The sequence below is a fragment of the Salinivibrio sp. MA440 genome (assembly GCF_001996265.1).
GTDB lineage: Bacteria > Pseudomonadota > Gammaproteobacteria > Enterobacterales > Vibrionaceae > Salinivibrio > Salinivibrio costicola.
On sequence record NZ_MUFI01000014.1, the window covers coordinates 1 to 26,702 of the forward strand.

The following is a 26,702-nucleotide window of genomic DNA, read 5'->3' on the forward strand; positions in this document are numbered from 1 at the left end:
GGTCTCCCCCATTGTGCAATATTCCCCACTGCTGCCTCCCGTAGGAGTCTGGGCCGTGTCTCAGTCCCAGTGTGGCTGATCATCCTCTCAAACCAGCTAAGGATCGTTGCCTTGGTAAGCCATTACCTTACCAACTAGCTAATCCTAACTGGGCCCATCCCAACGCGATAGCTTACATGTAGAGGCCACCTTTGGTCCGTAGACATTATGCGGTATTAGCCGTCGTTTCCAACGGTTATCCCCCTCGTCAGGGCAGGTTCCCAGCCGTTACTCACCCGTCCGCCGCTCGACGTCCAGTAAATCCACCGAAGCTTCAATACTGCCGTTTCCGCTCGACTTGCATGTGTTAGGCCTGCCGCCAGCGTTCAATCTGAGCCATGATCAAACTCTTCAATTAANTCCCAGCCGTTACTCACCCGTCCGCCGCTCGACGTCCAGTAAATCCACCGAAGCTTCAATACTGCCGTTTCCGCTCGACTTGCATGTGTTAGGCCTGCCGCCAGCGTTCAATCTGAGCCATGATCAAACTCTTCAATTAAAGTTTTGGTGTTTGCTTTTCCAAAGAAAAGACAAACGGCTCGATAAATACTGTTTTGTYCRTCTCTTGCGAGAYRAACGAATTGACTGTGCCGAACAACGTAAACGTTGTTTCGTATTGGTCACTCAGTTCATCGAATAAATCTTTTTGTCTATTCTCAACGAGTGCCCACACAGATTGCATAGGTCAAATTGTTAAAGAGCGTCGCTCATCGTTGAGCGGGAGTGGCATAATACGCCACTTTGGCATTGAGTCAAGCATTTTGTTTTGCTTGTCTGTATTGCCGTTGTTAGCTCGGCTTGCCGTGCCAACGAGAGCGCATTATAGAGAGGTAATTTTTTGGCGCAAGGGGTTTTTGATAAAAACAGCACAAGCGATTAAAAACCAACCAAACGGGTGATAACTCACTCGTTTGCGGCGCTTATAGACGCTTATTACATACCTTGGTGTCGAAGCGTTGACCCTGTGAAGTGAAATCTCAGCGCCTGCTCCTTATTTCGGTTATCTTGCCAGCGAACTTCTAATACGAGTGTTTTCGCATAAACACCACCATCATCGGTGAGCACATTTTTAATCTCAGTCACTGCCAGTTGGTAACCAGTATCTTCAGTATCTATCAAGCATCTTGCTAAACGGCTCAACTTCATGACTACAGTATGGCTTGCACTGCAGGGCGTATCCGTGTTCATTAAACGCCAATGCGCCAGTTGGTTACTAGCAACATGCATAGCCCCTTCAGCCAAGCGCGCATTGTGTTGCTTAGCTTGAATATCGACAGTGAGTGTATAAATACCTGCGCCCGTTACCGCTACTAACACTAACGCAATCAATATTTCTATAAAGGAAAAACCTCGCGCTCGCAACATGCTATCCCTCCTCATAAGGCGGTTTGATGTCATGATAGCTATTACCGAGTGGACGCCACTGCTTAAGACCTTTAAAACTCTGCTGTACCGTTTCATCACTGTAGGTTGGTTGAAATGAACCATACACCACGGAATGGCCATCCGGCACATCAGTAATAAATGCGCCTTTGGTGATGAAACTTCCGTGAAACCAAAAAGGGACACGGCTTGCTTGATCAGGATTGGTGACTGTTGATGTGATCATTTCGCAAAGTTCTTGGATATTACTATCGTCGTGAGAGCAAGACATCCCGCCAGATTCGGAGATGGTCATCCCCCACTGCTCAGCAAATTCTCTCGCATTCAGATTATCGGTGTTAAACTGATATACCACTCCTTTAAAGGGTTTAATCGCACCACGCAGCGCCACAATGCCATCTTGCACAACCAGTAAAATCGGAGGTTCACTTGGTAACGCCTTTAAACCCTCTCGGCTTAGATCACAAGGCCCATCCACCCAGACTTTTGCATTCGCTCTCTCTCTGTGTTTACTGCTAGCGACTGCATTCAATAGAGTTTCATAACATAACGACGGATCATCTTGGGTATTAACAACAAAACCGCCTTGGCGCTTAAATTTTGCTTTTACTGTTTCCCACTGCGCCCGAGGGACACCAAAGTAATCGTTGAACAAGTCCATATTCTCAACGTTGGTTTGCACATCTTTTTTTAGTCGCGCGCCGGTTTCATCGCGACTATCTGCCACTGTGTACTCGCTAACCTCCGTTTTATATTCGGGGGCGCACTTATCGCTACCACCTAAGCGAACGATAAATCTGTTTTGACTTACTTCCTCTTCATTCTTTGAGCTCTCTGAACTCTTTGACTGATTCTCACCGGGCGTGCGCGGACGAATCATGACATCGCCCCCCGCCATAATTGAATGGCATTCATATAAACCATCCTCTCGCTTTTTTCCTTTTACCGGTCGCCATGTATTGCCACCGTAAAACGCGGCGGATCCAGAAGTGACAAACGAACGCCTTCGCGCGCCGGTGGCTTTTGCCAGAGTCACCCCAACTTGTTGCTGTGCATGAGTCGCGTAAAGATGCCACATTCCGCGCTCACTGTTTTGCCATGGTGCCAACCATAATTGACTTTGCGCGACGTTTTGACAGGGAGAAAGTTGTTCTAGTGCTTTGGCGATATCATTGTTGGATAACTCAATGCCATCATGTTGAATTTTAGCCACCGCACAGTCGAGAGCGGCCCAAGCTTTAGAAAGTGATTGCTCGGTTTTGACTCTCGCTTGCGTCTGTTGGATATCATTAACCGCACGTCGACTGACTCCTAACACAATGAGAAGTGCAATCAGTGCAACACTCGCAACCACCGCAAGCGTTGCTATGCCTTGGTCGTACTTATGTTTTCTGATGTATTTCATGGTGAAACAACCGTATTAGCTAAAACCAAGGTTCTCGACACTTGTTCACTTTCGCTAGGTTGACGTTTTAATGAGGCGGAGAGTTCGATAGTTAACGCGGTAATACGTCGCCCTGTCTCCGTCCGCGTCTCATCACGAGAAAAGGCTAAATGCGTTACCTTCAATACTCGGGATGAAATATCTCGCCAGTACCCTGACTCACATGACCAATTTTTGGTGTCTTGGTGATTTTCATAAGCCTCTATCGCCTGTGATTCGGCATCGAAACGAAACCCTTTGGCATCGTCTTTATCAATAGTTTGCGTGGAGTGAGTACGCCCTTGTTGGTACGCAAATCGCAAACATTGCCCGCTAGATTGCTCAGGCACTTCATCAATTAACACAATGTGCGCCTCATCTCCGCTTTTAAACACGTAAGGGGAAGTCCTGCCGCATTGATAACAGAGGGCTGCACGGCGAATATCCGCCTCCATAAGGGAAAGAAGGCGACTCATTTCTAAAGACAAAAACGTTTTATTATCCAGACGCGTTTGTGTCGCCGTCGCTGTTGTCATCACCGCCAGTGCCGCGATGGTGACTATCATACTCACCGTCAGCCCCACTAAGAGTTCAACCAATGAATGGCCTTTACAGTTAGCTGCACGCACTGGCTACCTCCCGCCACGGACAAACATCAAAGCCAAGGTACTGGCGGACGGTGACAATATAATCCGGTGTGCTGGCAAGATCGTGGCTTAGACCAAGCGTGAGATTATGACTGGGTCGCTGTGTGCGAAAATCGATAGTAAATAGATCCCCGTCAGGCAATAACACCCACCCCTCACTCACTTTCTTTTTTAATTGAATTGTTTTAGGTAGCCTGACCATAGCTGATGCGGTTTGTTGACACGATATTTTAGCCATCGCGCCCGTTCTACTCACACTGTTCGCTTTTTCGTTGACCGGTTGAGCAATAATGCATTGCGTATTTTCGTCTTGATGCAAAATAAGACGATATGCTTGGCTCTGATTGATCGCACGACTTTGAGTCAGTTGGAATAAGCTTGCCAGCTCTGCACTTCGACTGGCCATAACGGCCACTTGGCGTGAATAGGTAAAGCTAGGAAATGCGATGGCACAAATAACCGCTAACACACTCAATACAATCAATAATTCAATCAATGTTACGCCATGTTGCTGTAGCCTACTTGGCGTGAATTGGGCACGGTGAAAACGCATACTGCCTCCCAAGATCGCCGCCTGCCGATTGAGCGCAGACTACCACTCCCATAAGCTCTGTATGCGTTTGGTGATTGAGTCTTCGAGGGGCACGTAGAAATGCGTTTATATTTTTGTCGCTATTTACAACATGGCGTGACACTGATCGAAATGATGCTTGTACTGGCCATCATCGCAACACTTGCAGGGATTGCCATCCCCAGCTATGCCGAGCACCAACAACGACAGACGCGGCAAGCGGCGACTCGACATTTAATTCAGTTACAAGCGTGGGTAGAGCAGCAATTTACGATGGCTGAGCAATATCCGTCGGTATCAGATGTCGCTAAGTTAGAAGAGGTGCTATGTGCGGATTGTCAGCTCTCACCGGATTACCGGTTCGAAATCCAAGGTGGGAAGGCAGCCTATAAGATCCTTGCTCACCCTCGAACAAGTTCCCCCAAAATCGATGACGCATGTGCTACCTTGGTGCTCCATGCGAACGGACTGATAACGTCGACCTCATCAAATGCATCTTGTCCTTTACCGCATGATCGATCAACAAATACGTTTTCGTCAGGTATAAAAAAAGCCAGCACAAAGCTGGCCTTTCTATGATGACTGAAGATTCAATACTGGCTATCCCGTATGCACGAGGCCCAGTTGCTTATCCAGTTAAATCATCAAAAAACTTTTTGACACCGTCAAAGAAGCCCTCTGATTTTGGCTTGTGTTTTTTCGCTTCAGTGCCACTAAAAGACTCTTCTAGCTCTTGTAGAAGCTCTTTTTGACGGCTGCTTAAGTTCACTGGCGTTTCGACAACCATCTTACAGATCAGGTCACCCATACCGCCGCCACGAACAGACTGCACCCCTTTACCGCGCATACGGAACATGCGTCCTGTTTGCGTTTCTGCTGGCACTTTTAAGCTTACACGGCCATCAAGGGTAGGCACTTCAACCTCGCCACCTAGCGCGGCCATGGTGAAACTCACCGGTACTTCACAATATAGATTGTTGCCATCTCGGGTGAAAATGTGGTGTTCACGAACGTGTACTTGAACGTATAAGTCGCCCGCTGGCGCACCATTTTCTCCCGCTTCACCTTCACTTGATAAGCGAATACGATCGCCTGTATCAACCCCTGCTGGGATTTTCACATTCAAGTGCTTGGTCTCTTTGACGCGACCTTGACCGTGGCAGCTATTACAAGGGTCTTTGATAATGGTACCGCTGCCGTGACACGTTGGGCAGGCCTGCTGAACCGCAAAGAAACCTTGGCGCATTTGTACTTGGCCAATACCGTTACAGGTCCCACAGGTTTGCTTCTTAGTCCCCGGTTTCGCACCACTACCATCACACGTCGAACAGCCGACATAGGTGGGCACTTCGATCTCTTTGCTGACGCCACGGACCGCTTCTTCAAGCGTTAGCTCCATGTTGTAGCGTAAATCGGCACCACGTTGTGCGCGTTGCTGACCACCGCGACGACCTCCGCCGAATATATCGCCGAATACGTCACCAAAAATATCGCTAAAGTCAGCACCACCGCCGCCAAAGCCGCCACCGCCGAAGCCGCCGCCTCCCATGCCACCTTGTTCAAAGGCTGCATGACCATATTGGTCGTAGGCTGCACGTTTTTGCGGATCGGTCAGTATTTCGTATGCCAACTTCACTTCTTTAAATTTTTCGTCGGCATCATCGCCTTTATTACGGTCTGGGTGATACTTCATCGCCAGCCGCTTATAGGCCTTTTTAATATCGCGCTCGCTTGCATCGCGGCTTAAGCCGAGCACTTCATATAAATCTCTTTTAGACATGGTCTGACTGCACCTGTTTACGTCAACAAAACAAAGACGTTCAAATCACTGTTTGATAAAACGACGGGCGAAGGAGATCGCTCCCCTACGCCCGTGCTTATTAACGACAGTGCTTTCGCTTATTTCTTGTCGTCGTCTTTAACTTCTTCGAACTCAGCATCAACAACGTCGTCGTCTTGTTTTGCTGAATCGGCACCGGCGTCTTGCTGCGCCTGCTCATTTTGAGCTTGCTGCTGGGCAATTTCCATCAGTTTTGATGAAGCCGCAACCAGTGCTTGAACCTTCGCATCGATGTCTTCTTTATCTTCACCGTTGCGTGCGGTTTCCAGCTCAGAGATAGCTGTTTCGATCTTCTCTTTGTCTTCAGCAGGCAATTTGTCACCCGCTTCGTCCATTTGCTTGCGTGTACCATGAATGAGCTGATCAGCTTGGTTACGGGCAGTGACTAACTCTTCGAACTTTTTGTCCGCTTCTTTGTTAGCTTCTGCTTCTTGTACCATTTTCTCAACGTCTTCATCGCTTAGGCCACCAGACGCTTGGATGGTGATCTTCTGCTCTTGACCGGTTTGCTTATCAGCCGCAGACACGTTCAAAATACCATCCGCGTTCAAGTCGAAAGTCACTTCAATTTGTGGCGTGCCACGTGGCGCTGGCTGAATACCTTCTAGGTTAAACTGACCCAGTGATTTGTTATGCATGGCTTGCTTACGCTCACCTTGGATCACATGAATCGTTACCGCGCTTTGGTTGTCTTCAGCGGTTGAGAACACTTGATTCGCCTTAGTTGGAATCGTCGTGTTTTTCTCAATCAGCTTGGTCATCACACCGCCCATGGTTTCGATACCTAGCGACAGTGGCGTAACGTCAAGCAGTAGTACGTCTTTAACATCGCCAGACAGTACACCACCCTGTGCAGCCGCACCCATTGCAACCGCTTCATCCGGGTTCACGTCCTTACGTGCATCCTTACCGAAGTACTCTGCAACTTTTGACTGAACCATAGGCATGCGGGTTTGACCACCGACCAAGATAACATCCGTGATTTCATCAACAGACAGCTCGGCGTCAGCCAGGGCCACTTTCATTGGTTCGAGTGAACGTTGAACCAGATCTTCAACCAGTGATTCCAGCTTGGCACGAGTAATCTTGATGTTCATGTGCTTAGGACCGGTTGCGTCCGCAGTCACATAAGGCAAGTTCACGTCTGTTTGCTGCGCAGAAGACAGTTCAATCTTCGCTTTCTCAGCCGCTTCTTTGACACGCTGCATCGCGAGCGGGTCTTGACGCAGATCGATGCCTTGCTCTTTCTTAAATTCGTCGACCAAGTAGGTGATCAAACGGTTATCGAAGTCTTCACCACCCAAGTGGGTGTCACCGTTGGTTGCCAGTACTTCGAAGGTTTGCTCACCATCGACTTCATCAATTTCGATGATAGAGATATCGAACGTACCACCACCCAGGTCATAAACCGCGATGGTGCGATCGCCACCTTTCTTATCAAGGCCGTAAGCCAATGCTGCCGCTGTAGGCTCGTTGATAATACGTTTAACTTCTAGTCCCGCAATACGACCAGCATCCTTAGTCGCTTGACGCTGAGAGTCATTAAAGTAAGCAGGAACAGTGATTACCGCGCCAGTCACTTCTTCGCCGAGGAAGTCTTCAGCGGTTTTCTTCATTTTCTTCAACACTTCAGCTGACACTTGTGGCGCGGCCATTTTTTGGCCTTTCGCTTCAACCCAAGCATCACCGTTATCTGCCTTCACAATTTTGAAAGGCATGATACTGATGTCACGCTGTACTTCTTCATCTTCGAAGCGGCGACCGATCAGACGCTTAATCGCGTATAGGGTGTTTTCTGGGTTTGTCACTGCCTGGCGCTTCGCAGGCTGGCCGACAAGTGTTTCACCATCTTGTGTGTAAGCGATAACGGATGGCGTTGTACGATCACCTTCTGCGTTTTCAATTACGCGCGTTTTTTCACCGTCTAGCACGGCGACACATGAGTTGGTTGTACCCAAGTCAATACCAATGATTTTACCCATCTGGTGCTCTCCGAAATTCGTTCTGTGGCTGTAGTTCGTTACCCTTTATGTGGGGGTAACTGTGAGAGGTTCAACCCCCTCACCGCAAATTTTTATTTGTTGCTGCCGTTTAAATAAGGGCAGCACGACACTTTTCAAGGGCTAGCAGCAAAAAAATCCGTGTTCGTCACTCACGTATCACAAGCGGAGTAACAAATTAACTATTGATGCTATGCCCTTATTAAAATCACGCTTTTTCGTCGACGTTGCCTTGTGCGGCTTTCGATACCATCACCATCGCTGGACGTACCACGCGACCATTTAACTCATAGCCTTTTTGCATCACCATCATCACGGTGTTTGGCTCATGTTCAGTACTTTCTTGGATCGTCATCGCTTGGTGAAGCTCAGGGTTAAAAGGTTGTCCTTGTGGGTCAATCGCTTTCAAACCAAACTTATCAATGGTATCCATCATGGTTTTTAGCGTCAGCTCTACCCCTTCAACCATGGGCTTGATCGATTCATCTTCCTTATCCGCCATCTCGACAGCACGCTCAAGGTTGTCGATAACGGGCAGCAACTCACTGGCAAACTTCTCCAGTGCAAACTTTCGCGCTTTCTCTACTTCTTGCTCTGAGCGACGACGCATATTGTCTACGTCAGCACGGGCACGAAGCACACTGTCTTGTTGCTCTTGCACTTTGGCTTCACTGGCTTCAAGTGCTGCTTCTAACTCTGTAATGCGTGCAATCATGGCTTCGGTTTCCTCTTGCTCAATGTCTGCACTACCGCTTGCCTGTTGCTCAACCGTCTGCTCTGCATCTTTGCCTTCAGCAGCTTGCGCATCTTTCATCGCTTCTTGCTCTTGCTTAACTTTCTGTTCTTCGCTCATGATCACTCCGACACAAATGGCATTGCCCAGCGCGCACTGGGACTGTTTAACTTGATTGTGGAAGTATTATGGGGATGAATCTTTATGATTCAACCGCCCACATAACGCAAATCACGACAATCCTTTTTTTACCGCGTTATACTGGGCACAAATAACGATGGGATCCTGATTATGTCGACACCATTCCAGCGCATTGCTTTAATTGGTAAACCTCGCAACCCAGACGCGGTGAATACACACATCGGCCTTTATCATTGGCTCACCGAGCGCGGTTACGAGGTGTGCATTGATACACGCTTGAGTACCAATTTAGGGCTACCCGACGCGCACTATCTGGATTTGGTTAATATTGGTCAGCACGCTGATCTCGCGATCGTTATCGGTGGCGACGGTAATATGCTCGGCGCCGCCCGCGTACTGTCACGAAGCGATATAAAAGTAATTGGTGTAAACCGCGGTAATTTAGGCTTTTTGACTGACCTGGATCCCGATGCCTTTGAAAATGCCCTAGACGCCGTTTTAAGTGGCGACTACATGGAAGAAGACCGCTTTTTGCTTGAGACAGAGATCCATCGTCACGATCAGGTTAAAAGCCATAATGCTTCGCTCAACGAGGCCGTTTTACACCCAGGGCAAGTGGCTCACATGATTGAGTTTGAGGTCTATATTAACGAGCATTTCGCCTTTTCGCAGCGCTCAGATGGGATCATTATTTCAACGCCGACGGGATCAACAGCCTATAGCTTATCAGGTGGCGGCCCCATCTTATCCCCCAGCCTCAACGCTATTTCTTTAGTCCCTATGTTCCCCCATACCCTATCAAGCCGGCCTTTGGTGGTAGATGGTAATCGCCGGATTAAATTATTAGTGTCTCCCGATAACCGCGGCACACTGGAAGTCAGTTGTGATGGGCAAGTTTCTTTGCCAGTGAATCCGGGCGATGAGGTCCATATTTACAAAAGCCCCGCCACACTCAAACTCATTCACCCCAAAGACTATAATTATTACAATACGTTACGTAAAAAGCTGGGTTGGTCTTCAAAGCTGTTCTGACGCGGCTGTTTTTTCATATCAACGTTATTTTCCTTCTTCCTGTTGGTATGCAAAACAGGCCAGCCACTTTTTGTCCATTTTTTGTGCGCCTCATCCCATTCACAATAATTCTCACCGAACAGTATTCACTGGATGAAAAAACAGTATATACTGTATCTATACACAGTTGTTGATAGATACAGGTGTTTTCCTATGTTAGCCGATATAACCATTCAAAACTTTGCCATCGTTAAATCCTTGGAGTTGGAGTTTAGTAAAGGCATGACGGCGATAACCGGTGAGACCGGGGCAGGTAAATCTATTTCTATTGATGCGCTAGGCTTATGCTTAGGTGACCGCGCCGATGCCAATATGGTGCGCCCAGGGGAAAAGCGCGCTGAAATATCGACCAGTTTCACCTTGGAACAAAACAGTGCGGCGCGACGCTGGTTACAAGATAACGAATTAGAAGACGGTGACGATTGTATTTTAAGACGCGTAATCACTAAAGAAGGGCGGTCACGCGCTTATATCAATGGCAATCCGGTTCCTGCTTCTCAGCAAAAAGCACTTGGGCAACTTTTGATCAACATTCACGGTCAACATGCACATCAACAACTGTTACGCCCTGAGCACCAAATTACGTTGCTTGACCAATATGCGGGTCATCAATCGTTGATCGATAAAATGGCAACGCGCTATCAACGTTGGCGTCGCACAAAAAATGAGCTAAAAGCACTGATAAAGAAAAAGGATGATATTGAGGCGCAACAACAGCTGCTTGAGTATCAAGTGGGCGAACTCAATGAACTTGCGCTTGGTGAAGACGAATATCAGCAAATTGAAGAAGAGCATAAACGCTTATCCAACAGTGGTGATATCGCGATGACAAGCCAAGCAGTGGTTGATCTGCTCTGCGATGGCGAAGAAAGCAATACACTTGGCCTACTAACTGCTGCGCAACAACGTTTGAATGAATTAGCGACACTAGACAATCACTTCTCTCCACTGGCTGAAATGCTCGAAGAAGCTAGAATTCAAACTCAAGAAACCAGTCAGGAGATCGCTCGTTATCTTGATCAACTCGACATGGATCCGCAGCGTTTACAATATTTAGATCAACGCATGGCTACCATTATGAGTTTGTCACGCAAACACCATGTTCAACCAGAGGTGCTGTATAGCACACATCAACAGTTGATAACGGAGCTAGAAAAACTCGCGCACAATGATGAGGCCATTGAGCAGCTTCAAGCCGAAGTCGACAAGCAATTCGCAGACTGTTTAGACACAGCAGAAAAGCTCAGTAAAAGCCGTCGTCGTTATGCCAAAGAGCTCAATAAACTCATTACCCAAAGCATGCATCAGCTCAGCATGGAACACGGCAGTTTTGAAATCCAAGTCGAAAATAAAGCACAGACCCACCTAAGTCCTCTAGGCGGCGATGCGGTCGCATTTTTGGTCTCGACCAATCCCGGCCAGCCTTTACAACCACTCGCAAAGGTCGCATCAGGTGGTGAGTTATCGCGGATCTCCCTCGCTATTCAAGTGATTACAGCACAAAAAGTGGAAACACCTAGCCTTATCTTTGACGAGGTTGATGTCGGTATTAGCGGGCCAACCGCCGCCATTGTGGGTCAATTATTACGTCAGCTTGGCGAATCGACCCAAGTTATGTGTGTCACCCATTTGCCACAAGTTGCCGGCTGTGGTCATCAACAAATGTTTGTCGCCAAAGAGACTGACCAAGGCACGACGACCACTCGCATGTACCCACTCGATTACCAGGCCCGTATTAATGAGCTGGCCCGTTTGCTTGGTGGCAGTGAAATTACCGAGCGTACTTTAGCAAATGCCGAAGATCTGCTCATTGCCGCTTAAAAAAACACGGCATTGATCACATGCTTGCTCGAGGGAAGTGTGCAACGTTCACTTTCCTCGGTTATTTCTTTTCCCATTGCGAACTTTTTCACGTTATGCCCCTCCAAACGCTAGTCGTTGGCAGGTTTTTTACATATATTCTCTGCTTGTTTATACTCGACGCGCTATGCACCGCAGGCACCGCTTGCAAAACGTACTGAGTGACGTGATTTGCCCTCAACGAGACAGTGAAGATATTAACTATGGGTTGGAAAAAAGCCGCCGTTGCCTCTCTAATGGCGATTGCCATTATGGGTTGCTCTTATGCCGAAAAACTGGTTTATCGTGTAGATATCAATCAAGGCAACTATATTGAAGAAAAGGCCGTAGACTCATTGAAGTTTGGCATGACGAAAGAGCAGGTCAAATTCCTTCTCGGCCCACCGATGTTGGTTGAGTCTGGCTACCCAAACACTTGGTACTTCGTACAGTGGCAACAGCCGGGCCACCAAGATCCAACGCAAAAAGATTTAGTGCTCTCGTTTGATGATAATAATCAATTAGTCAGCATGAGTGGTGACTATGAGCCGGGCGACCAGTTTTTTGAGGCTGTGCAATAAGCAGTGACAGCCATTGGCTCGTTAAAAGGCGCCGGATATCGGCGCCTTTACTGTGATTATTTATCGCTTGAGCAAGGCCAAGCATCGGTGTTCGACGGTTAGCGCTTACGCTTGGTATCAACCCGTCCACCTGTCACAGGATCGGCCTTGCCCTCTTGCTTCGCTCGTTCAGCTCGACGGCGGCGAATTTCCTTCGGATCAGCTTGGAGTGGCCGATAGATCTCAATCCGATCACCCTCTCTTACTTGCGCGTCAAGCTTCACCGGTCGGCTAAAAATACCCACTTTGTTGGTGGACAAATCAATGTCAGGGTACGCGCTCAAGATACCCGACTGGCGGATAATCTCTTCAACACTTGTATCAGCCTTAACGACACAATTAAAGATGCGTTGCTCATTCGGTAACGGATACACCACTTCCACATGCACCAGAGTCTCTTCACTCATAAATCGCTTTCGCTCGCTCTGTAAACGCTTTTACCATACTGCTGGTTAACTCACTAAAAATGCGCCCAAACGCTGCTTCCACCAGACGGTTAGTGAATTCAAACTCAAGGTTTAACTCTATCTTACACGCATCACTCGACAACGGCGTAAATTGCCACCCCCCACTTAAACGCTTAAACGGACCGTCAACTAAGGTCATATCAATACGCGCATTGTCGGTTAAGTAATTTTTTGTTGTAAACGTCTTCTTTATGCCCGCTTTGGCCACGTCCAGTGAAGCGACCATGGTTGAGTCTGTGTGCTCTATCAATCGAGTACTCACACATCCGGGCAAAAACTCGGGGTACGCTTCAACATCGTTCACCAAGGCAAACATTTGCTCAGCACTGAACGGCACTAAAGCCGAGCGGATGATTTGCGGCATAGGGACTCCTTAAAGTTAACCGCGAGATAATACCACTGAGGTCGCCTTTCACCAATGTTAGCGGCTAGCATATCTAAGAAAGTCATGCGGTTTGTCTAACAGCATGCGATAATCCTTTCATTCTTCGACACATCGCCTTTATAATGCGCGGACTATGGCTAAGAAAAACGCAAAGAACAAAGCAAATAGCAACACCATTGCGCTGAATAAAAAAGCACGCTTTGAGTACTTTATTGAAGATGACTTCGAAGCGGGGCTAGAGCTGCAAGGTTGGGAAGTGAAAGCACTTCGATCGGGCAAAGCCAATATCAGCGAAAGCTATGTGTTGCTCAAAGACGGGGAAGCCTTCTTGTTCGGGGCAACGATCACCCCGCTGAATGTCGCCTCCACGCATGTGGTCGCTGATCCACAGCGCACCCGTAAGCTCTTGCTCAAACGGCGGGAGCTTGATACCTTACTGGGTAAGGTTAATCGAGACGGTTTCACCGTGGTGGCATTGTCTTTATACTGGAAAAAATCATTTGCTAAGCTCAAAATAGGCTTAGCGAAAGGTAAAAAATTACACGATAAACGTGATACCGCGAAAGACAGAGACTGGCAGCGTCAAAAATCCAGGATCATGAAACACTCAACGCGGTAATCGTTGACGCGGCAGATCAATGTGTTAGACTCTGCCGCAACACTCTGGGGCTGATTCAGGATTCGACAGGATTGAGAAGGCCCGTGGAGCATGCCGAGGGGCGGTTGGCCTCGTAAAAAGCCGCAAAAAAATAGTCGCAAACGACGAAAACTACGCACTAGCAGCTTAATAACCTGCTGAGTGCCTATCCTCTCTAGCCTTCGCCTGTAGGACGGGGAATCAGGATAGTCAAAACCAAACAGGATCGCGTGGAGGCTTTGACCCAAGAGCTGAAGCGTTAAACATAAGTTGGGTATGTCTTTGTGTGGCGTGTTTGTCCGCAGCACTCTGACGAGACTAAAGACAAACTAAGCATGTAGCGCCATCGGTTAGACTGATTCTGGACGCGGGTTCAACTCCCGCCAGCTCCACCAATCGATTAGAAAAGACGCCTTAGGGCGTCTTTTTTATTGCCTAAAAACTCGTCCCTAAACAAATAACCCTTTGCCTTCTCAGAAACTGTGCTACTGTTTAGTTCTCTCCTACAGCTTAGTAGGAGCTCTTTTCTTTACCGGGCGAAAGACTCGGCAATCCTTAGTGGCCCTTCTAAGCCTAACCAGGCTTCAATAATGTCCGTATCACCAAAATCAGCACACACTCCAACTCGATTAGTAGCAGGTAAAACGTCGCACGAAGACGTCGATTTAGCATCACCAACGACTCGATTCGATAACCAAGAAACATTACTCGAGAGCCAAGAGAGGTTAATCGAGAGCCAAGGGGCATTAACCCCGACGGCAATTGTTTATTGTGAAGGTCATTTTGGTAAAATTGATGGGAAAACTGCCAATGGTCTTGTCCGACACTCTCAAAAATATCGTATTCTCTCCGTTATAGACAGCTCCCTTGCAAACAAAGACGCGGGCGACATTCTCGACAAAACCAAAAACAACATCCCTATTTTCGCCGACCTCGAAGAGGCTTTACATCATGAACCTACACGACCAGATTATTTTATTTTTGGTGTCGCGCCGTCCACAGGCTTACTGTCTGATTTAGATAAAAATGTCATCCTCGACGCCATGTCAAAACGGCTCAATATCGTTAATGGTTTACATGAATTTCTCAATGACGATGCCATTTTTGTTGATGCGAGCAAGAAGAACAACGTCCACATACTGGATATTCGCAAACCCAAGAAAAAAGAGGCGTTAAAAACATTTACTGGGCAAGTCCATAGTGTGACCTGTCCCATTGTCGCTATTTTGGGAACAGATTGTGCGCTCGGGAAACGGACCACTACGACAATATTGGCTCAAGAGCTCAGAAAGCTAGGGTTAAACGTCGTCATGATCGCCACCGGACAAACCGGTATTATTCAGGGTGAACGTTATTGTGTGGCACTCGATGCTGTTCCTTCTCAATTTTGTGCTGGCGAATTGGAGGCCGTGATCGTCGATGCCTACACCCAAGAAAACCCAGATATTATTTTAGTGGAAGGCCAAGGTGCTCTGAGTCATCCAGCCTTTTCCACGAGCTCATTCATACTGCGAGGAAGTTGCCCGACCGCAGTTATCTTACAGCATGCACCGAAACGCCTGTATCGTGTCGATTTTCCCAACATGGCGATACCGACGCTCGCAAGCGAAATTAACCTGATCGAAACATTTGCCAATACGCATGTCATTGGGATCACTCTCAACCACGAGGGGATGTCGATGGGAGAGACTTTATCTTATATCAATGCGTATACACATGAACTTAAACTCCCGGTCACCGATCCCTTATCGCAACCGAAAGAGCAATTAGTACAGATCCTACTTTCAGCGTTCCCACTGCTAGAAGATAAAATTGAAGCAAAGCAGTGAGCTACCCAAAAATAGAACTCGATTGCGCTAAAATATCCCTCAACACCCAACGGCTGATTGAACAACTGACTTTAAAAGGCGTGACTGTCACTCCCGTGACCAAAAGCTGTTTGGGCCACCCTATCATTGCCAATACGCTCATTAATGCCGGCGCAACGATGCTCGCTGACTCAAGAGTAGATAATATAAAACGGATGAGAGAGGCAGGTGTCACGGTACCCACTCTATTAATACGTTCCCCGATGCTAAGCCAAATAGAGCGCGTCGTCATTGACTGCGATATCAGTCTGAATACTGAAATTACCGTGATCCAAAAACTCTCTGACGCCGCTGGGCGATGTAATCGTATTCACCAGATCATCATTATGGTTGAGCTGGGAGATTTAAGAGAAGGTGTCATGCCCGACAACCTTATTAATCTGATCAACGATGTCATTAAACTGCCCAACATTACACTCAAAGGCATAGGTACGAATTTAACCTGCCGCTACGGTGTTGAGCCAGACGATATCAATATGCAGCTTTTATCGGATCTTGCTGAACACATCGAGACGACGTTTTCGATAAGGCTAGACATCATTTCGGGCGGTAACTCGGGCTCGATCAATTGGGTACTCGCCCATCAAGGCCAAACCCGTATTAACCATTTACGGCTTGGCGAAGCAATATTTTTAGGCCTAGTCCCAAAAAATCAGCCACAAATATCGGGCTTATCATCCACAGCGATCACATTAACAGCCGAGGTCATAGAGTCGAGCCAAAAACCCTCATATCCATGGGGAAAACGAGGCGTTAATGCCTTTGGTGAAACCATCAGCCTACAAAATAGAGGTCAGGTCAACCAGGCCATTCTTGCCTTAGGCCGACAGGATGTATGTATTGACGGATTACATCCTCCCAGCGGCATGACAATCGTTTCATCATGCAGTGATCATTTAATGGTTGAGACACCAGAAAAAATGCTAGCGGTCGGTGAAACCGTCACATTTGGGTTGGACTATAGTGCTTTTCTTTCAGCCATGACGTCCGAGTTTGTCGATAAAGTTTATCGATAGCCGCTAGCTTCATCGCATCCTGTTCTTAAGCGGGTAACAGCAAGATTAACCTACACGCTTTTGCCATTTATCGATAACCGTGGCGCCAATCAGATCACCTTGCACGTTGACTGCGGTACGGAACGTATCAAGCGGGCGCTCAATGATCAGCAAGATAGCGATGGCTTCAAGCGGGATCCCCGCTGCCAGCAGCACCAACTGCATCCCAGACATCGAGCCCGATGGCATCCCTGGCGCGCCCACCGACGACACCATCGCCATAATGAAGATCATCACAATACCGGTCGTAGACAAATCAATCCCGAACAATTGCGCAAGGAACACGGCAGCAATCCCTTCAAACAGCGCGGTGCCATCCATGTTCATCACCGCCCCCAAAGGCAATACCATGCTCGCCGTAGATGGGGTGATCTTGAGCTCTTCCTTGGCTGCCTGCATAGATACCGGCAGTGTTGCCGCGCTTGATGAGGTAGCAAATGCCATCGCCAGAGGCGCAGAGATTGCACGAAATAAAGCGATAAAACCAACGCCTCCCGCGACACGTGCGATCAGCGGCAATACAATGACGCCATGTACCATCGTCAGAGCAAACACTAAAGCCGCGAAGCTAAACAGCTGACCAAATAAGTCATTGTCTCCTTGATGCGAAAACTGAAAGACAATCGCAAAAACGGCGAACGGCGCCAGTTTGATGATTCCGGCCACCAGCGTGTTAATACCTTGGTTTAAACCACGAATGGTATCAAATAGCGGGTGTTTTTCCGGCAAAGCTACAATCAGTGAAATACCAAACAAAATGGTGAAAACGACAATCGCCAGTAGATTACCACTGCTTAGCGCCTCAACGGGATTCACTAACGCCATGTTAAAAAGCTTGGTGGCAATCGCGCCAGCTCCTGCTGCATCTTGATTGATAAAGCTGATGCTCTCATCCACCGGTGGCGCACTGTTAAGCGTTTGCCACTCTGGCATCAGTAACGCTGCGCCAAGTCCCAGAATAATCGCTATGGTGGTGGTAAAACCGTAGAACAAAAGGGTGGCACCACCGAGACGTTTTAAGCGGACAACGTTGCCAATATTACTGATCCCTTCCAGCAGCGAGAGCAACACCATCACGCCGACGACGGCTTTCAGTAAACCGATATAACTGACTTTGGCCAACATGAGCAATGGATACCAAGTGGTCTGCTCCGCATTTTCTATGGGACCAAATACAGTCCCCACCAGCCAAGCCAGTGCTGCTGCCAATGCAATTTGCAATGGTAAAGAATGTTTAACTTTTTTCCACATCGTTTTTTCCCTCGCTGCAGACGGGTCTACATGCTGATGTTTTGTCTAGTTTATTGGGGTTTAATGGCGGCAAATCATAGCAAGATGAGGCGTTTAGCTCATGTAAAAGTTATGAACATTCTGGAATATCTAGTAACAAAATCGTTGGTTGGATGCGATTAAAAGCCCGCCAGTGATTGGCGGGCTCGCAGTACACGAATTACTGAGGCTGTTGGTTTTGAGGATTGAGTTCAAGGTTGACCGGCGTCTCGAGTGATTGATTGAGTGCTTTTTCCAGCGCCGATACATTCACACCCGGGCTGGCTTCGAGCAGCGCGACACCATCCATATAGCTCACCAGATCCAGACCATATTGATCAGCGAGTTGACCCGCTCGTGCTTGACTCGCTTTCACCAAAATAGAACCAGTGACTGTTAATGGTGTGCTCTGAGCAGACAAGGCAACCTTGTCACCGACCATCACCCCCATTTGCTCGCCATTCATATTGCGAGCATTATCGGCCGTATCGACCACAACATAGCGGTCACCATTTAATTCAACCGTAGCGGCATGGACACTCATTGTCAGCCCCATCGCTGCGATTACTGCAATTAACTTTTTCATACTTTTCTCCTATTAACCGCGGTGACCAATAACACGCAATGACCATTGCATTAGTTTGCCATCAGCGCTGTTATTGGGTAGGGATTTCACTTCCCCTCCCAAGCTGTATTGACGTGTTTCACCATCGGTGTCAGTAACATGTAACGTCCATTGACCCGCTGAACTTTCGCTATTGAATTTATGGCTGAGCATTAAGTGATCGGTAAAACCCTCTGGATAAGTGCTATCCAGCGCATTCGATAACATGCTGTTACGCGGCGACATAAGCACGCTGCGTGTGCCAGATGGCGATTCGAGCTCGATCAACAAATCGGACATACGGCTATGATCAATTAAGCTACGTACTTGCACCGCCTCAATAGTGAGATCATCTGTCACTCGCACGCTATCGGCGGTGGCGGCTACTCCTGCGTCAGCAATCGGTAGCCCTGTGTCACCATTTTGGTTGTGATAAGACCAAGTCCAATCCGTAAACACTTGCTCAGGCAAAGGTTGATACGTCTTTGCCGCCTCAAGCGCCGCATTGACATCAATTAAGCCAAACCCATAGGTTGGGCTATACCAACGATCTGCCGCGTTTTGTTGCCAACCTTCTAGTCCCGTGACAGTGCGAGTCTGCCCTTGTGCCGTTTGGTAGCTTAAGCGTACATCATCACTATTCGTATCCACACGTGTAGCCGTCGTCGCTAACAAATGGCGAATATCACGCTGGGAAAGGTTCGGATAGGCTGACATTAGTAGCGCGAACGCACCCGAGGTGTTTGGTGCAGCCGATGATGTGCCATTCATGACACTATTAAAGTCACACGTGTTGTCTATTTCAGTGCCACCGTGTAGGTCATGCGAATCATAAGGAATACGATCATTGCGGTTATAGCCCATGGTACAACCGGTCAAATCTGTGGTGATATGTGCGGGTTTATTGGTGCCGTATTCGCCTCCTGGAGCCGTCAAGAATACGTTGCTACCGACAGAAGAGTACGACGATCGTTTGCCATCTGCATTCAAGGCACTGACCGTCACATTCCAATAATTTGCGTTGCTGGATGACTGGTTACTGTTTTGCCATGGCAATCCATCATTATTACCCATAGGGCCAAATCGCTCTCGGTTAAACGAGGTGCGACTGAAGCCATTTCCCGCTGACTTAACAAATACTGCGCCACGCCCACCAAAAGCTTCCGTGGTCATTGTCTTGTATTGGGCATTTTGGCGACCATCATAGCTCATAGGATCATCACTATAAGGATAGCTGCGCACCCCTGAGCCACCATAGCTTTGATTGAAGACTCGGACATCATCTGAATAACCTTCACGCCCGTGACTGATCTCCCATGCTTTTTGGCTCTGATATGCCAGGTAATTATAGCCTTGTAGATTGGCAAGCGGTGCAACACCCATCCCTCCCAAGCCGTTATCACGCGCCGCCGCGATAATACCGGCCACCGAAGTGCCGTGAGCTGTATTTCGATTGCTCCACCCTTCAGGCGTCGGATCGTCATCACGATCAACGAAATCGTAAGATTTTCCTGCACGTATATTCGCCACTAGATCAGGGTGTGCGATCTCTAACCCATCATCAACCACGGCGACATTGACGTTTTGTCCTAAAATCTCTTGTCGATGAGCCCACCAAAGATTTAAGTCATTACCTGGTTGCCCTCCTTCGCGAGCAAATGCATTCTGTCCACTATTTAGCAAATGCCATTGCTCTGCGGTAAAAGGATCGTCGCCCGGTAGACAGCGCTCGGCGCTGGTGCGCCCAATATCGATAGGTTCACTTCCTGTTAACACAATACAGGCTTGTGAGCCTGGTTCCGTCGGTGGCTCAACGGGTTCAGGCACTTTTGCCATCGCCCAAGCCCAAGCCCAAGATGTATGAAAGAGCGCGCCGATAATGAGCGCAAGAGAGCTATGTTTGTGCATTTATCATTCCTTTTTACACTAACGAGAGATGTCTCATTCATGAGATACTCATCATTAGTAAAAAGAAACAAACTCAATAGAAACAGGCTATTAGTATAAACGTGATCTTGTGCCTAATTTTTAGAGCAAGTAATCTAATTCGTTGAACAAGGCCAGCAAAATTAACGTTTACGTTACATTCATATTCAAGGCGTGTGATGTAAAAGAATCCCTGAGCCTATGCCCAACCATAAATCTATTGATGCTGCCCCATCCACCATCGTAACCACTTCGGCAATTTTTGCTGTTTGACTAAACGTATTATCTGCTTTTCGCGTAATATAAAGGCGAACAAGGAGCGATAATGAACTGGATTGAAACACATGAAGCGGGATTTCGACTTGGTCTATTCGTGCTCGTACTCGTGATCATGCTGGTCGCCGAGTGGCAATGGCCCAAACGTCAGTTAACCCGTACTCGGCGTGAACGCTGGCGGGGCAATATTGCGCTCACCGCATTTAATACGCTAACGCTTCGGCTACTGGCACCGCTTTCAGCCGTTGGTGTTGCCAGCCTTGTCGATGAATCAGGGTGGGGACTGCTTAATCAGCTCTCTTTGCCGCTTTGGGCAACAGTAGTCCTCACGCTAATTGTCATGGATTTGGCGATTTGGTATCAACACAAGCTATTCCATGAGCTCCCTTGGTTATGGCGATTGCACTTAGTTCATCATGCCGACATGGATATTGATGTCACCACTGGCGCGCGCTTTCACACCGTCGAAATCTGGCTTTCAATGGCGATAAAATGTGCACTGGTAGCCTTATTAGGTGCCCCTGTTTTAGGCGTGATTCTGTTTGAAACCGTATTAAGCAGCATGGCGATGTTTAACCACAGCAACGTCCGTTTACCGCTGCGTCTCGATGACTGGCTGCGCCGTATCGTCGTCACGCCCGATATGCATCGCGTTCATCATTCCACTCGTTTTCATGAGTGCAATGCCAACTATGGCTTTAATTTGTCTTGCTGGGATCGCTGGTTTAATACCTATGTTGCTCAGCCTCGCAAAGGGCATCAGGGAATGCGAATTGGCTTAAATGAAGTGGCGCAAGCCAATGATGCGAGTCGCATAACAGGCATGCTGCGCTTACCTTTACGCTGGCGTATACTGCAGCGCGCCTACCAACATGATAAGGAGCGCTAGGGCGTATGACCCACGTAATCGTTACCTCACAAAACCCTGCCAAGATTTCTGCCGTTAAAGCAGCATTTTATGACGTTTTTCCCAATACCGACTTCACGTTTACCGGCGTGTCCGTACCCAGTGATGTCGCCGACCAACCCATGACAGAGAAAGAAACCTATTCAGGCGCATGCAATCGGGTTCGGCATGCACAAGGACGTTATCAAGGCGATTATTATGTGGGGATAGAAGCCGGCTTGGATGGCCAACATACCTTTGCTTGGATGATCATAGCAAAAGACGACGCGCACGGCGAAGCACGCTCAGCGTCACTTCCCCTTCCACCAGACGCGCTCAAGGCATTGCATCAAGGCGAGGAGCTCGGTGATGTGATGGATCGAATGTTTAGCCAACAAAATGTAAAACAAAAAGGGGGCGCCATCGGTATGCTTACCGGACACCGATTAACGCGATCAAGCGTGTATCATCAAGCTTTGATCATGGCACTGATCCCGTTTATGCATCCACACCTTTATCGCTAAAAACCCAGCACTAAAAACGGAGCACTAAAAACGGAGCCCGTGGGCTCCGTTTTTGTTTGATAGACAGGGGATCAAGAGCGGGTTTGCTCCGCCTCGCGCTTGAGCAAGTCGGCGAGCCAAATTTTGGTATCCTCATCCATCCGCTTTAATTCGTTAGAGCCTCGGGTCACGGTCGCGATCCCTACCCCAAGTAACTGACTGAGCTGGCGCTGACTCATTCTGCCTTCTAATAATTCGTGCAAGATATTGATCCGAGCGACCAGAGTATCTCGCTCATCAGGCGTCAGTAGTGCTGTCAGTAATGCATCATCGTTATCGTCTTTTCCTGCTAAACGCACTAAAGAAATAACATCTTGCCAACCAGAGAATGCAGGCGATTGCGACATGGTTTCCTCTCGCTCTTTACGTGATGACAGCAATGATAACATCAATAGCGCTGAGCCAGCTCGTGCGCACTTAAAAATTGCACCGGCTCACCTAACAGCTGACGATAATAAATGTCGAACATCAAGACGTTCTGTACATAATGGCGCGTTTCGTAAAACGGAATCGACTCAATAAAAGCAATCGCATCCATATGACCTTGCGATCGTTCCAACCAACGCGACACACGATGCGGGCCGGCGTTATAAGCCGCGAATGCCAAGATACGATTACTGTCGAAACGATCTAACATCATTTTTAAGTAGCCGCTGCCAAGACGAATATTGACGCCCGGATCACTCAAGCTAGCAGGGCCTTGATAATCAAATCCCAGCTGACGAGAGGTTTCGCGTGCCGTGCCTGGCATTAATTGCATCAAGCCTCTTGCACCCACATGGGACACTGCGCGGGTAAAAAAGGCGCTCTCTTGACGCGATAAGGCCATCAGTGTGGTTTTGTCTACGCCACGCTCGCGGCTGAAAAACTCAAACCACCACTGGTGTGCTAACGGGAAGCGGAGTGACAAATGGTCCCACATTTTTCCCGCAATCGTGGCTTGAACCGCGAAGTGGTACCAATGTTTTTTATTGGCATAGGCCGCCAGTAAGGCAATCTGCTCATCACTGGCACGTTGTAATACATAATACCATTCACGCTTAGCCGCATAGATTTTATCGAGCGCGATAAGCTCATTCACTCTTGCCACTACATCATTGATCGGCATTAACCCTGCTTCTTTTAGGACTGCTGTGCGTGAGGGTATTGAAATCGGTTTATCTAAATGCTGCGCCGCTGCCACGCTATAGAAATTACGCTCACCAAGCATGGAAGCAAATGCTTGATTTGCTGACGCACTATCACCAAGCTCTAGCTTGATTCTCGCCTGCCAATACCGCCACTTTAAAGACTGCTGAGCCGCTTCGCTGAGCAATGCGCGCCACTGATCCAGCGCGTGCCAGTCACCCTCGATAAGAGCAAGGCGAAACCGTCTTTCCAATAAACCATCATCATGACTCTGACGCAGCATACGATCTCGCCAGCCAGCCAATGCAGGCTCGTCATCATTCATTAATTGGCCAATCAAGTAATCGGCAATGTCTTGTCGCTCTCGTTTATCGTAATGCTGGCCCTCGACCGTGCGACGAAAATGGCGAATGGCTTGCGCTTCATCCTTGCGAGCCAAACGCTCAAACGCCAAGCGAGTCAGTTTTTGATTAAACGGCGTCACATAACTGCGCTTCGAAAAGTCGGCCACGTTCTCAGGTTGGTCATATAAGTCCAACACCTGCTTGCCAACCGCACGATCCGCCTCGGGTAACTGGCGTAACAAATAACGCATCAAACTGCGGTTGCGCGCATCGAATGTTAGAAGCATACGCTGCAATATCAAGTCACCGGTCAGCAGCCCTTGTTCCGATAAAAAATCGAATAAGTCATTGCAACTGCTATCCACGGATTGACCCGACAAATAGAGCGATTTGGCGCCACTGCGCGCTAAAGCCTGATTCCCCGCTTGACTGTGCGCATAATAATATTGGCACTGATAACGATCACTCCGTGGCACATCAGACTGGAACGCGATCAAGGTCTTCCAATCTCCTCTGTCCGCCAACAGGGTGAGATAATCCGCACGCAAACTATTCGCGAATGGCATAGTGCTATAACGCTGAATAAAGTTAGTGACCGCGTGGTGAGGCTTTTTAGAAAGATTACGAGTGAAATCACGATAATCGAGATACGGATACAAAGGATAATCACGCAGTTGTGCTTTTAAGCGCTGAAACTGATGCAAATCACCGCTTTCAATCGCATCGATTGCCGCTTCATACTGGCGCTGGTGCGGTGTCATTTGACGACTATCAGGGCTGGCGGAAGCCTCAACCATCGGGACTGATAAGCTGGAAATCAACACGAACCCTGACACCCATACAGGAAAAAAGGCACGGGCGTGACGAAAAGCCGCTCGATATGCTGACTTGATTGGCCCGGATAATGCGATGAATCGTTCCATGTCAAAGATCGCTCCTATTGTATGCAACACCGACTGTGTAACACCGAGTAGACAACAGCTCCGCCCGCAAATTCCCTGTAGGTGGTAAGCGTTGTTTGTCGGCACGTCTCGCCATATTAGTGACCGAATATGACAATCACTGTTAAACTTGGCAAAGTTAACGTTAGAATAGCGTTTTTTATACCACAACGATTAACGTGAGCAGAAATGGCTGAGTACGTATATACCATGTCGCAGGTGAGCAAGATCGTGCCACCTAAGCGTCAAATTCTTAAAGATATTTCTTTGTGTTTCTTCCCAGGCGCCAAAATTGGGGTGTTGGGTCTCAACGGGGCCGGTAAATCGAGCCTATTGCGCATTATGGCCGGTATCGATACCGAGATTGAGGGCGAAGCCCGTGTGCAACCCGGGATCAAGATCGGGTATCTCCCGCAAGAGCCGAAGCTGGATGAAGAAAAGACAGTCCGGGAAACCGTTGAAGAAGCGGTCGGTGACGTCAAAGATGCATTAACGCGTCTCGATGGTGTCTATGCCGCTTACGCTGATCCAGATGCCGACTTCGATGCCTTAGCGCAAGAGCAAGGTGAACTCGAAGCACTGATCCAAGCTAAAGACGGGCATAACCTCGATAATACGTTGGAGCGTGCAGCAGATGCACTGCGTTTGCCCGAGTGGGATGCGCAAATCAAGCACCTTTCAGGGGGCGAGCGTCGTCGTGTTGCTATTTGCCGTTTGCTACTCGAAAAGCCCGACATGCTGCTGCTTGATGAGCCAACTAACCACCTAGACGCTGAATCCGTTGCATGGCTTGAGCGTTTCTTAGTCGACTACTCTGGTACCGTCGTTGCTATTACGCACGACCGTTACTTCCTCGACAATGCAGCGGGCTGGATTCTTGAGCTTGACCGTGGTGAAGGTATTCCGTGGGAAGGCAACTACTCATCTTGGCTCGAACAAAAAGATGTACGGTTAAAGCAAGAAGCGTCGCAAGAAAAAGCGCGTCAGAAAACCATTGAGAAAGAGCTTGAGTGGGTTCGCCAGAATCCAAAAGGCCGTCAGGCGAAATCAAAAGCCCGTATGGCCCGCTTTGAAGAGCTCAACACCACGGACTATCAACGCCGTAACGAGACCAACGAGCTGTTTATCCCACCAGGTCCACGTCTGGGTGAAAAAGTCATTGAGGTCAATAATCTGACCAAGTCGTTTGGTGATCGCATCTTGATCGATGACTTATCCTTTAGCGTGCCAAAAGGGGCAATTGTCGGTATTGTTGGTCCGAACGGCGCGGGTAAATCAACCCTGTTTAAGATGCTCAGTGGCACAGAAACCCCAGATAGCGGCACCGTTGAAGTAGGCGATACCGTACAATTGGCCTCGGTCGATCAGTTCCGAGACAGTATGGACGATAATAACACCGTCTATGATGAGATCTCCGAAGGGGCGGACATCATTCGCATCAATAACTTTGAGTTACCGGCACGCGCTTATGTGTCACGGTTTAACTTTAAAGGCAGTGACCAACAAAAACGCATTGGTGATTTGTCAGGCGGTGAGCGTAACCGTGTCCACCTCGCCAAATTGCTAAAAGCTGGCGGTAACGTGTTGCTCCTTGACGAACCGACTAACGACTTGGACGTGGAAACGCTCCGTGCACTTGAAGAGGCACTCTTAGAGTTCCCAGGCTGTGCCATGGTGATCTCGCACGACCGCTGGTTCCTTGACCGTGTCGCGACCCATATTCTTGACTATCGTGATGAAGGCCAAGTGAACTTCTTTGAAGGTAACTTTGCTGAATACACCGATTGGTTGAAAAAAACACTGGGTGCACAAGCGGCGGAGCCGCACCGGATCAAGTACAAGCGTGCAGTCAAATAATAACGCATACCACGGTAAGGGCAGCGACGGCTGCCCTTTACCTTCTCACTCTTCATCTTCTCACTCGTCATCTCAATAAACCGTATTGCCGCCTGTACTTAGCTCAGCAGAACCACGAAAACGTTTTAAATGTGAGACAAGCCACTAAATCAGTATTGTGATTGCCCCATATCACCTACACTAGAGACA

24 protein-coding genes, 1 rRNA gene and 1 other RNA gene are annotated in these 26,702 nt (G+C 48.3%); 11 read left to right on the plus strand and 15 right to left on the minus strand.

The genetic code is table 11. The features are described from left to right. From BZG80_RS06195 to BZG80_RS06215, 5 genes are all read right to left on the minus strand, one after another. Positions 1-397 (minus strand): 16S ribosomal RNA (locus BZG80_RS06195); the annotation flags it as partial. Positions 398-972: 575 nt separating this feature from the next. Further along, entirely contained in the window at positions 973-1,404 is a 432-nt protein-coding gene (locus BZG80_RS06205; protein WP_158011531.1) for a type II secretion system protein, read from the minus strand. A gap of 1 nt (position 1,405) precedes the next feature. Beyond that, positions 1,406-2,827, minus strand: a complete 1,422-nt coding sequence (locus BZG80_RS15875) for a hypothetical protein (protein ID WP_158011532.1) — start codon at positions 2,825-2,827, stop codon at positions 1,406-1,408. Continuing rightward, positions 2,824-3,474 carry a PulJ/GspJ family protein gene (locus tag BZG80_RS06210; RefSeq protein WP_077678971.1) on the minus strand — a complete coding sequence of 217 codons (651 nt, stop codon included), beginning with the start codon at positions 3,472-3,474 and terminating at the stop codon, positions 2,824-2,826. The genes BZG80_RS15875 and BZG80_RS06210 overlap by 4 nt, the downstream gene beginning before the upstream one ends. Further along, a complete protein-coding gene (locus BZG80_RS06215) occupies positions 3,461-4,045 on the minus strand; it encodes a pilus assembly FimT family protein (protein ID WP_077678972.1) in 585 nt (194 codons plus the stop codon). Before BZG80_RS06215 ends, BZG80_RS06210 begins: the two co-directional genes overlap by 14 nt. 99 nt (positions 4,046-4,144) lie before the next feature. On the opposite strand from BZG80_RS06215, the gene BZG80_RS06220 reads away from it, so the two are divergent. Next, on the plus strand, positions 4,145-4,642 hold the full coding sequence (locus tag BZG80_RS06220) for a type IV pilin protein (protein WP_077678992.1): 498 nt from the start codon (positions 4,145-4,147) through the stop codon (positions 4,640-4,642). A 49-nt stretch (positions 4,643-4,691) separates the two neighbouring features. Here BZG80_RS06220 and dnaJ read toward each other — a convergent pair whose 3' ends face one another. From dnaJ to grpE, 3 genes are all read right to left on the minus strand, one after another. Further along, the gene (dnaJ, locus tag BZG80_RS06225; RefSeq protein WP_021024339.1) at positions 4,692-5,843 is read right to left on the minus strand and encodes a molecular chaperone DnaJ; all 1,152 of its coding nucleotides are present in this window, start codon (positions 5,841-5,843) and stop codon (positions 4,692-4,694) included. Positions 5,844-5,962: 119 nt separating this feature from the next. After that, positions 5,963-7,885, minus strand: coding sequence for a molecular chaperone DnaK (gene dnaK, locus BZG80_RS06230; RefSeq protein ID WP_021024340.1), 1,923 nt, complete (start codon positions 7,883-7,885; stop codon positions 5,963-5,965). A gap of 226 nt (positions 7,886-8,111) precedes the next feature. Next, complete coding sequence (grpE, locus tag BZG80_RS06235; protein WP_021024341.1) at positions 8,112-8,756, minus strand: nucleotide exchange factor GrpE; 645 nt, start codon at positions 8,754-8,756, stop codon at positions 8,112-8,114. A gap of 171 nt (positions 8,757-8,927) precedes the next feature. Between grpE and nadK the strand changes: the two genes are divergently transcribed. From nadK to bamE, 3 genes are all read left to right on the plus strand, one after another. Next, positions 8,928-9,809, plus strand: coding sequence for an NAD(+) kinase (nadK, locus tag BZG80_RS06240; RefSeq protein ID WP_077461837.1), 882 nt, complete (start codon positions 8,928-8,930; stop codon positions 9,807-9,809). A 192-nt stretch (positions 9,810-10,001) separates the two neighbouring features. After that, a complete protein-coding gene (gene recN, locus BZG80_RS06245) occupies positions 10,002-11,669 on the plus strand; it encodes a DNA repair protein RecN (RefSeq protein WP_077461836.1) in 1,668 nt (555 codons plus the stop codon). Positions 11,670-11,911: 242 nt separating this feature from the next. Beyond that, positions 11,912-12,268, plus strand: a complete 357-nt coding sequence (gene bamE, locus BZG80_RS06250) for an outer membrane protein assembly factor BamE (protein ID WP_021024344.1) — start codon at positions 11,912-11,914, stop codon at positions 12,266-12,268. A 98-nt stretch (positions 12,269-12,366) separates the two neighbouring features. Here bamE and BZG80_RS06255 read toward each other — a convergent pair whose 3' ends face one another. After that, positions 12,367-12,714 (minus strand): RnfH family protein, encoded by a 348-nt coding sequence (locus BZG80_RS06255; RefSeq protein ID WP_021024345.1) that lies wholly within the window; start codon positions 12,712-12,714, stop codon positions 12,367-12,369. Further along, positions 12,707-13,138 carry an SRPBCC family protein gene (locus tag BZG80_RS06260; protein ID WP_021024346.1) on the minus strand — a complete coding sequence of 144 codons (432 nt, stop codon included), beginning with the start codon at positions 13,136-13,138 and terminating at the stop codon, positions 12,707-12,709. Before BZG80_RS06260 ends, BZG80_RS06255 begins: the two co-directional genes overlap by 8 nt. 154 nt (positions 13,139-13,292) lie before the next feature. Between BZG80_RS06260 and smpB the strand changes: the two genes are divergently transcribed. From smpB to BZG80_RS06280, 4 genes are all read left to right on the plus strand, one after another. Continuing rightward, a complete protein-coding gene (smpB, locus tag BZG80_RS06265) occupies positions 13,293-13,778 on the plus strand; it encodes an SsrA-binding protein SmpB (RefSeq protein ID WP_021024347.1) in 486 nt (161 codons plus the stop codon). A gap of 46 nt (positions 13,779-13,824) precedes the next feature. Further along, positions 13,825-14,191: a transfer-messenger RNA gene (ssrA, locus tag BZG80_RS06270) on the plus strand. 195 nt (positions 14,192-14,386) lie between these two features. Then, a complete protein-coding gene (locus BZG80_RS06275; RefSeq protein ID WP_077678973.1) occupies positions 14,387-15,625 on the plus strand; it encodes a DUF1611 domain-containing protein in 1,239 nt (412 codons plus the stop codon). Continuing rightward, complete coding sequence (locus tag BZG80_RS06280; protein ID WP_021023656.1) at positions 15,622-16,680, plus strand: alanine/ornithine racemase family PLP-dependent enzyme; 1,059 nt, start codon at positions 15,622-15,624, stop codon at positions 16,678-16,680. The genes BZG80_RS06275 and BZG80_RS06280 overlap by 4 nt, the downstream gene beginning before the upstream one ends. Before the next feature lie 45 nt (positions 16,681-16,725). Here BZG80_RS06280 and BZG80_RS06285 read toward each other — a convergent pair whose 3' ends face one another. From BZG80_RS06285 to BZG80_RS06295, 3 genes are all read right to left on the minus strand, one after another. Continuing rightward, positions 16,726-17,970, minus strand: coding sequence for a dicarboxylate/amino acid:cation symporter (locus BZG80_RS06285; RefSeq protein WP_077678974.1), 1,245 nt, complete (start codon positions 17,968-17,970; stop codon positions 16,726-16,728). A gap of 199 nt (positions 17,971-18,169) precedes the next feature. Beyond that, positions 18,170-18,574 (minus strand): hypothetical protein, encoded by a 405-nt coding sequence (locus BZG80_RS06290; protein WP_077461831.1) that lies wholly within the window; start codon positions 18,572-18,574, stop codon positions 18,170-18,172. A 12-nt stretch (positions 18,575-18,586) separates the two neighbouring features. Further along, a complete protein-coding gene (locus BZG80_RS06295) occupies positions 18,587-20,500 on the minus strand; it encodes a S8 family serine peptidase (RefSeq protein ID WP_198532926.1) in 1,914 nt (637 codons plus the stop codon). 343 nt (positions 20,501-20,843) lie between these two features. On the opposite strand from BZG80_RS06295, the gene BZG80_RS06300 reads away from it, so the two are divergent. Together BZG80_RS06300 and yjjX are read left to right on the plus strand one after the other, a co-directional pair. Further along, positions 20,844-21,683, plus strand: coding sequence for a sterol desaturase family protein (locus tag BZG80_RS06300; protein ID WP_077678975.1), 840 nt, complete (start codon positions 20,844-20,846; stop codon positions 21,681-21,683). 5 nt (positions 21,684-21,688) lie between these two features. After that, entirely contained in the window at positions 21,689-22,204 is a 516-nt protein-coding gene (gene yjjX / locus BZG80_RS06305; RefSeq protein ID WP_077461829.1) for an inosine/xanthosine triphosphatase, read from the plus strand. Between the two features lie 71 nt (positions 22,205-22,275). Here yjjX and trpR read toward each other — a convergent pair whose 3' ends face one another. Further along, positions 22,276-22,590, minus strand: a complete 315-nt coding sequence (gene trpR / locus BZG80_RS06310) for a trp operon repressor (protein WP_025744414.1) — start codon at positions 22,588-22,590, stop codon at positions 22,276-22,278. Between the two features lie 41 nt (positions 22,591-22,631). Then, positions 22,632-24,638: a murein transglycosylase gene (sltY, locus tag BZG80_RS06315; RefSeq protein WP_241833870.1), complete on the minus strand. Its 2,007-nt coding sequence runs from the start codon at positions 24,636-24,638 to the stop codon at positions 22,632-22,634. A 207-nt stretch (positions 24,639-24,845) separates the two neighbouring features. Between sltY and ettA the strand changes: the two genes are divergently transcribed. Continuing rightward, positions 24,846-26,513 carry an energy-dependent translational throttle protein EttA gene (ettA, locus tag BZG80_RS06320; protein WP_021023650.1) on the plus strand — a complete coding sequence of 556 codons (1,668 nt, stop codon included), beginning with the start codon at positions 24,846-24,848 and terminating at the stop codon, positions 26,511-26,513. The last annotated feature ends 189 nt before the right edge of the window (positions 26,514-26,702 follow it).

Excerpts from the sequence above, each read along its gene's own strand:
- BZG80_RS06205 (WP_158011531.1), bottom strand. The coding sequence starts at position 1,404 with ATGTTGCGAGCGCGAGGTTTTTCCTTTATAGAAATATTGATTGCGTTA.
- BZG80_RS15875 (WP_158011532.1), bottom strand. The coding sequence starts at position 2,827 with ATGAAATACATCAGAAAACATAAGTACGACCAAGGCATAGCAACGCTT.
- BZG80_RS06215 (WP_077678972.1), bottom strand. The coding sequence starts at position 4,045 with ATGCGTTTTCACCGTGCCCAATTCACGCCAAGTAGGCTACAGCAACAT.
- BZG80_RS06220 (WP_077678992.1), top strand. The coding sequence starts at position 4,145 with ATGCGTTTATATTTTTGTCGCTATTTACAACATGGCGTGACACTGATC.
- dnaJ (WP_021024339.1), bottom strand. The coding sequence starts at position 5,843 with ATGTCTAAAAGAGATTTATATGAAGTGCTCGGCTTAAGCCGCGATGCA.
- dnaK (WP_021024340.1), bottom strand. The coding sequence starts at position 7,885 with ATGGGTAAAATCATTGGTATTGACTTGGGTACAACCAACTCATGTGTC.
- grpE (WP_021024341.1), bottom strand. The coding sequence starts at position 8,756 with ATGAGCGAAGAACAGAAAGTTAAGCAAGAGCAAGAAGCGATGAAAGAT.
- nadK (WP_077461837.1), top strand. The coding sequence starts at position 8,928 with ATGTCGACACCATTCCAGCGCATTGCTTTAATTGGTAAACCTCGCAAC.
- recN (WP_077461836.1), top strand. The coding sequence starts at position 10,002 with ATGTTAGCCGATATAACCATTCAAAACTTTGCCATCGTTAAATCCTTG.
- bamE (WP_021024344.1), top strand. The coding sequence starts at position 11,912 with ATGGGTTGGAAAAAAGCCGCCGTTGCCTCTCTAATGGCGATTGCCATT.
- BZG80_RS06255 (WP_021024345.1), bottom strand. The coding sequence starts at position 12,714 with ATGAGTGAAGAGACTCTGGTGCATGTGGAAGTGGTGTATCCGTTACCG.
- BZG80_RS06260 (WP_021024346.1), bottom strand. The coding sequence starts at position 13,138 with ATGCCGCAAATCATCCGCTCGGCTTTAGTGCCGTTCAGTGCTGAGCAA.
- smpB (WP_021024347.1), top strand. The coding sequence starts at position 13,293 with ATGGCTAAGAAAAACGCAAAGAACAAAGCAAATAGCAACACCATTGCG.
- BZG80_RS06275 (WP_077678973.1), top strand. The coding sequence starts at position 14,387 with ATGTCCGTATCACCAAAATCAGCACACACTCCAACTCGATTAGTAGCA.
- BZG80_RS06285 (WP_077678974.1), bottom strand. The coding sequence starts at position 17,970 with ATGTGGAAAAAAGTTAAACATTCTTTACCATTGCAAATTGCATTGGCA.
- BZG80_RS06290 (WP_077461831.1), bottom strand. The coding sequence starts at position 18,574 with ATGAAAAAGTTAATTGCAGTAATCGCAGCGATGGGGCTGACAATGAGT.
- BZG80_RS06295 (WP_198532926.1), bottom strand. The coding sequence starts at position 20,500 with ATGCACAAACATAGCTCTCTTGCGCTCATTATCGGCGCGCTCTTTCAT.
- BZG80_RS06300 (WP_077678975.1), top strand. The coding sequence starts at position 20,844 with ATGAACTGGATTGAAACACATGAAGCGGGATTTCGACTTGGTCTATTC.
- yjjX (WP_077461829.1), top strand. The coding sequence starts at position 21,689 with ATGACCCACGTAATCGTTACCTCACAAAACCCTGCCAAGATTTCTGCC.
- trpR (WP_025744414.1), bottom strand. The coding sequence starts at position 22,590 with ATGTCGCAATCGCCTGCATTCTCTGGTTGGCAAGATGTTATTTCTTTA.
- sltY (WP_241833870.1), bottom strand. The coding sequence starts at position 24,638 with ATGGAACGATTCATCGCATTATCCGGGCCAATCAAGTCAGCATATCGA.
- ettA (WP_021023650.1), top strand. The coding sequence starts at position 24,846 with ATGGCTGAGTACGTATATACCATGTCGCAGGTGAGCAAGATCGTGCCA.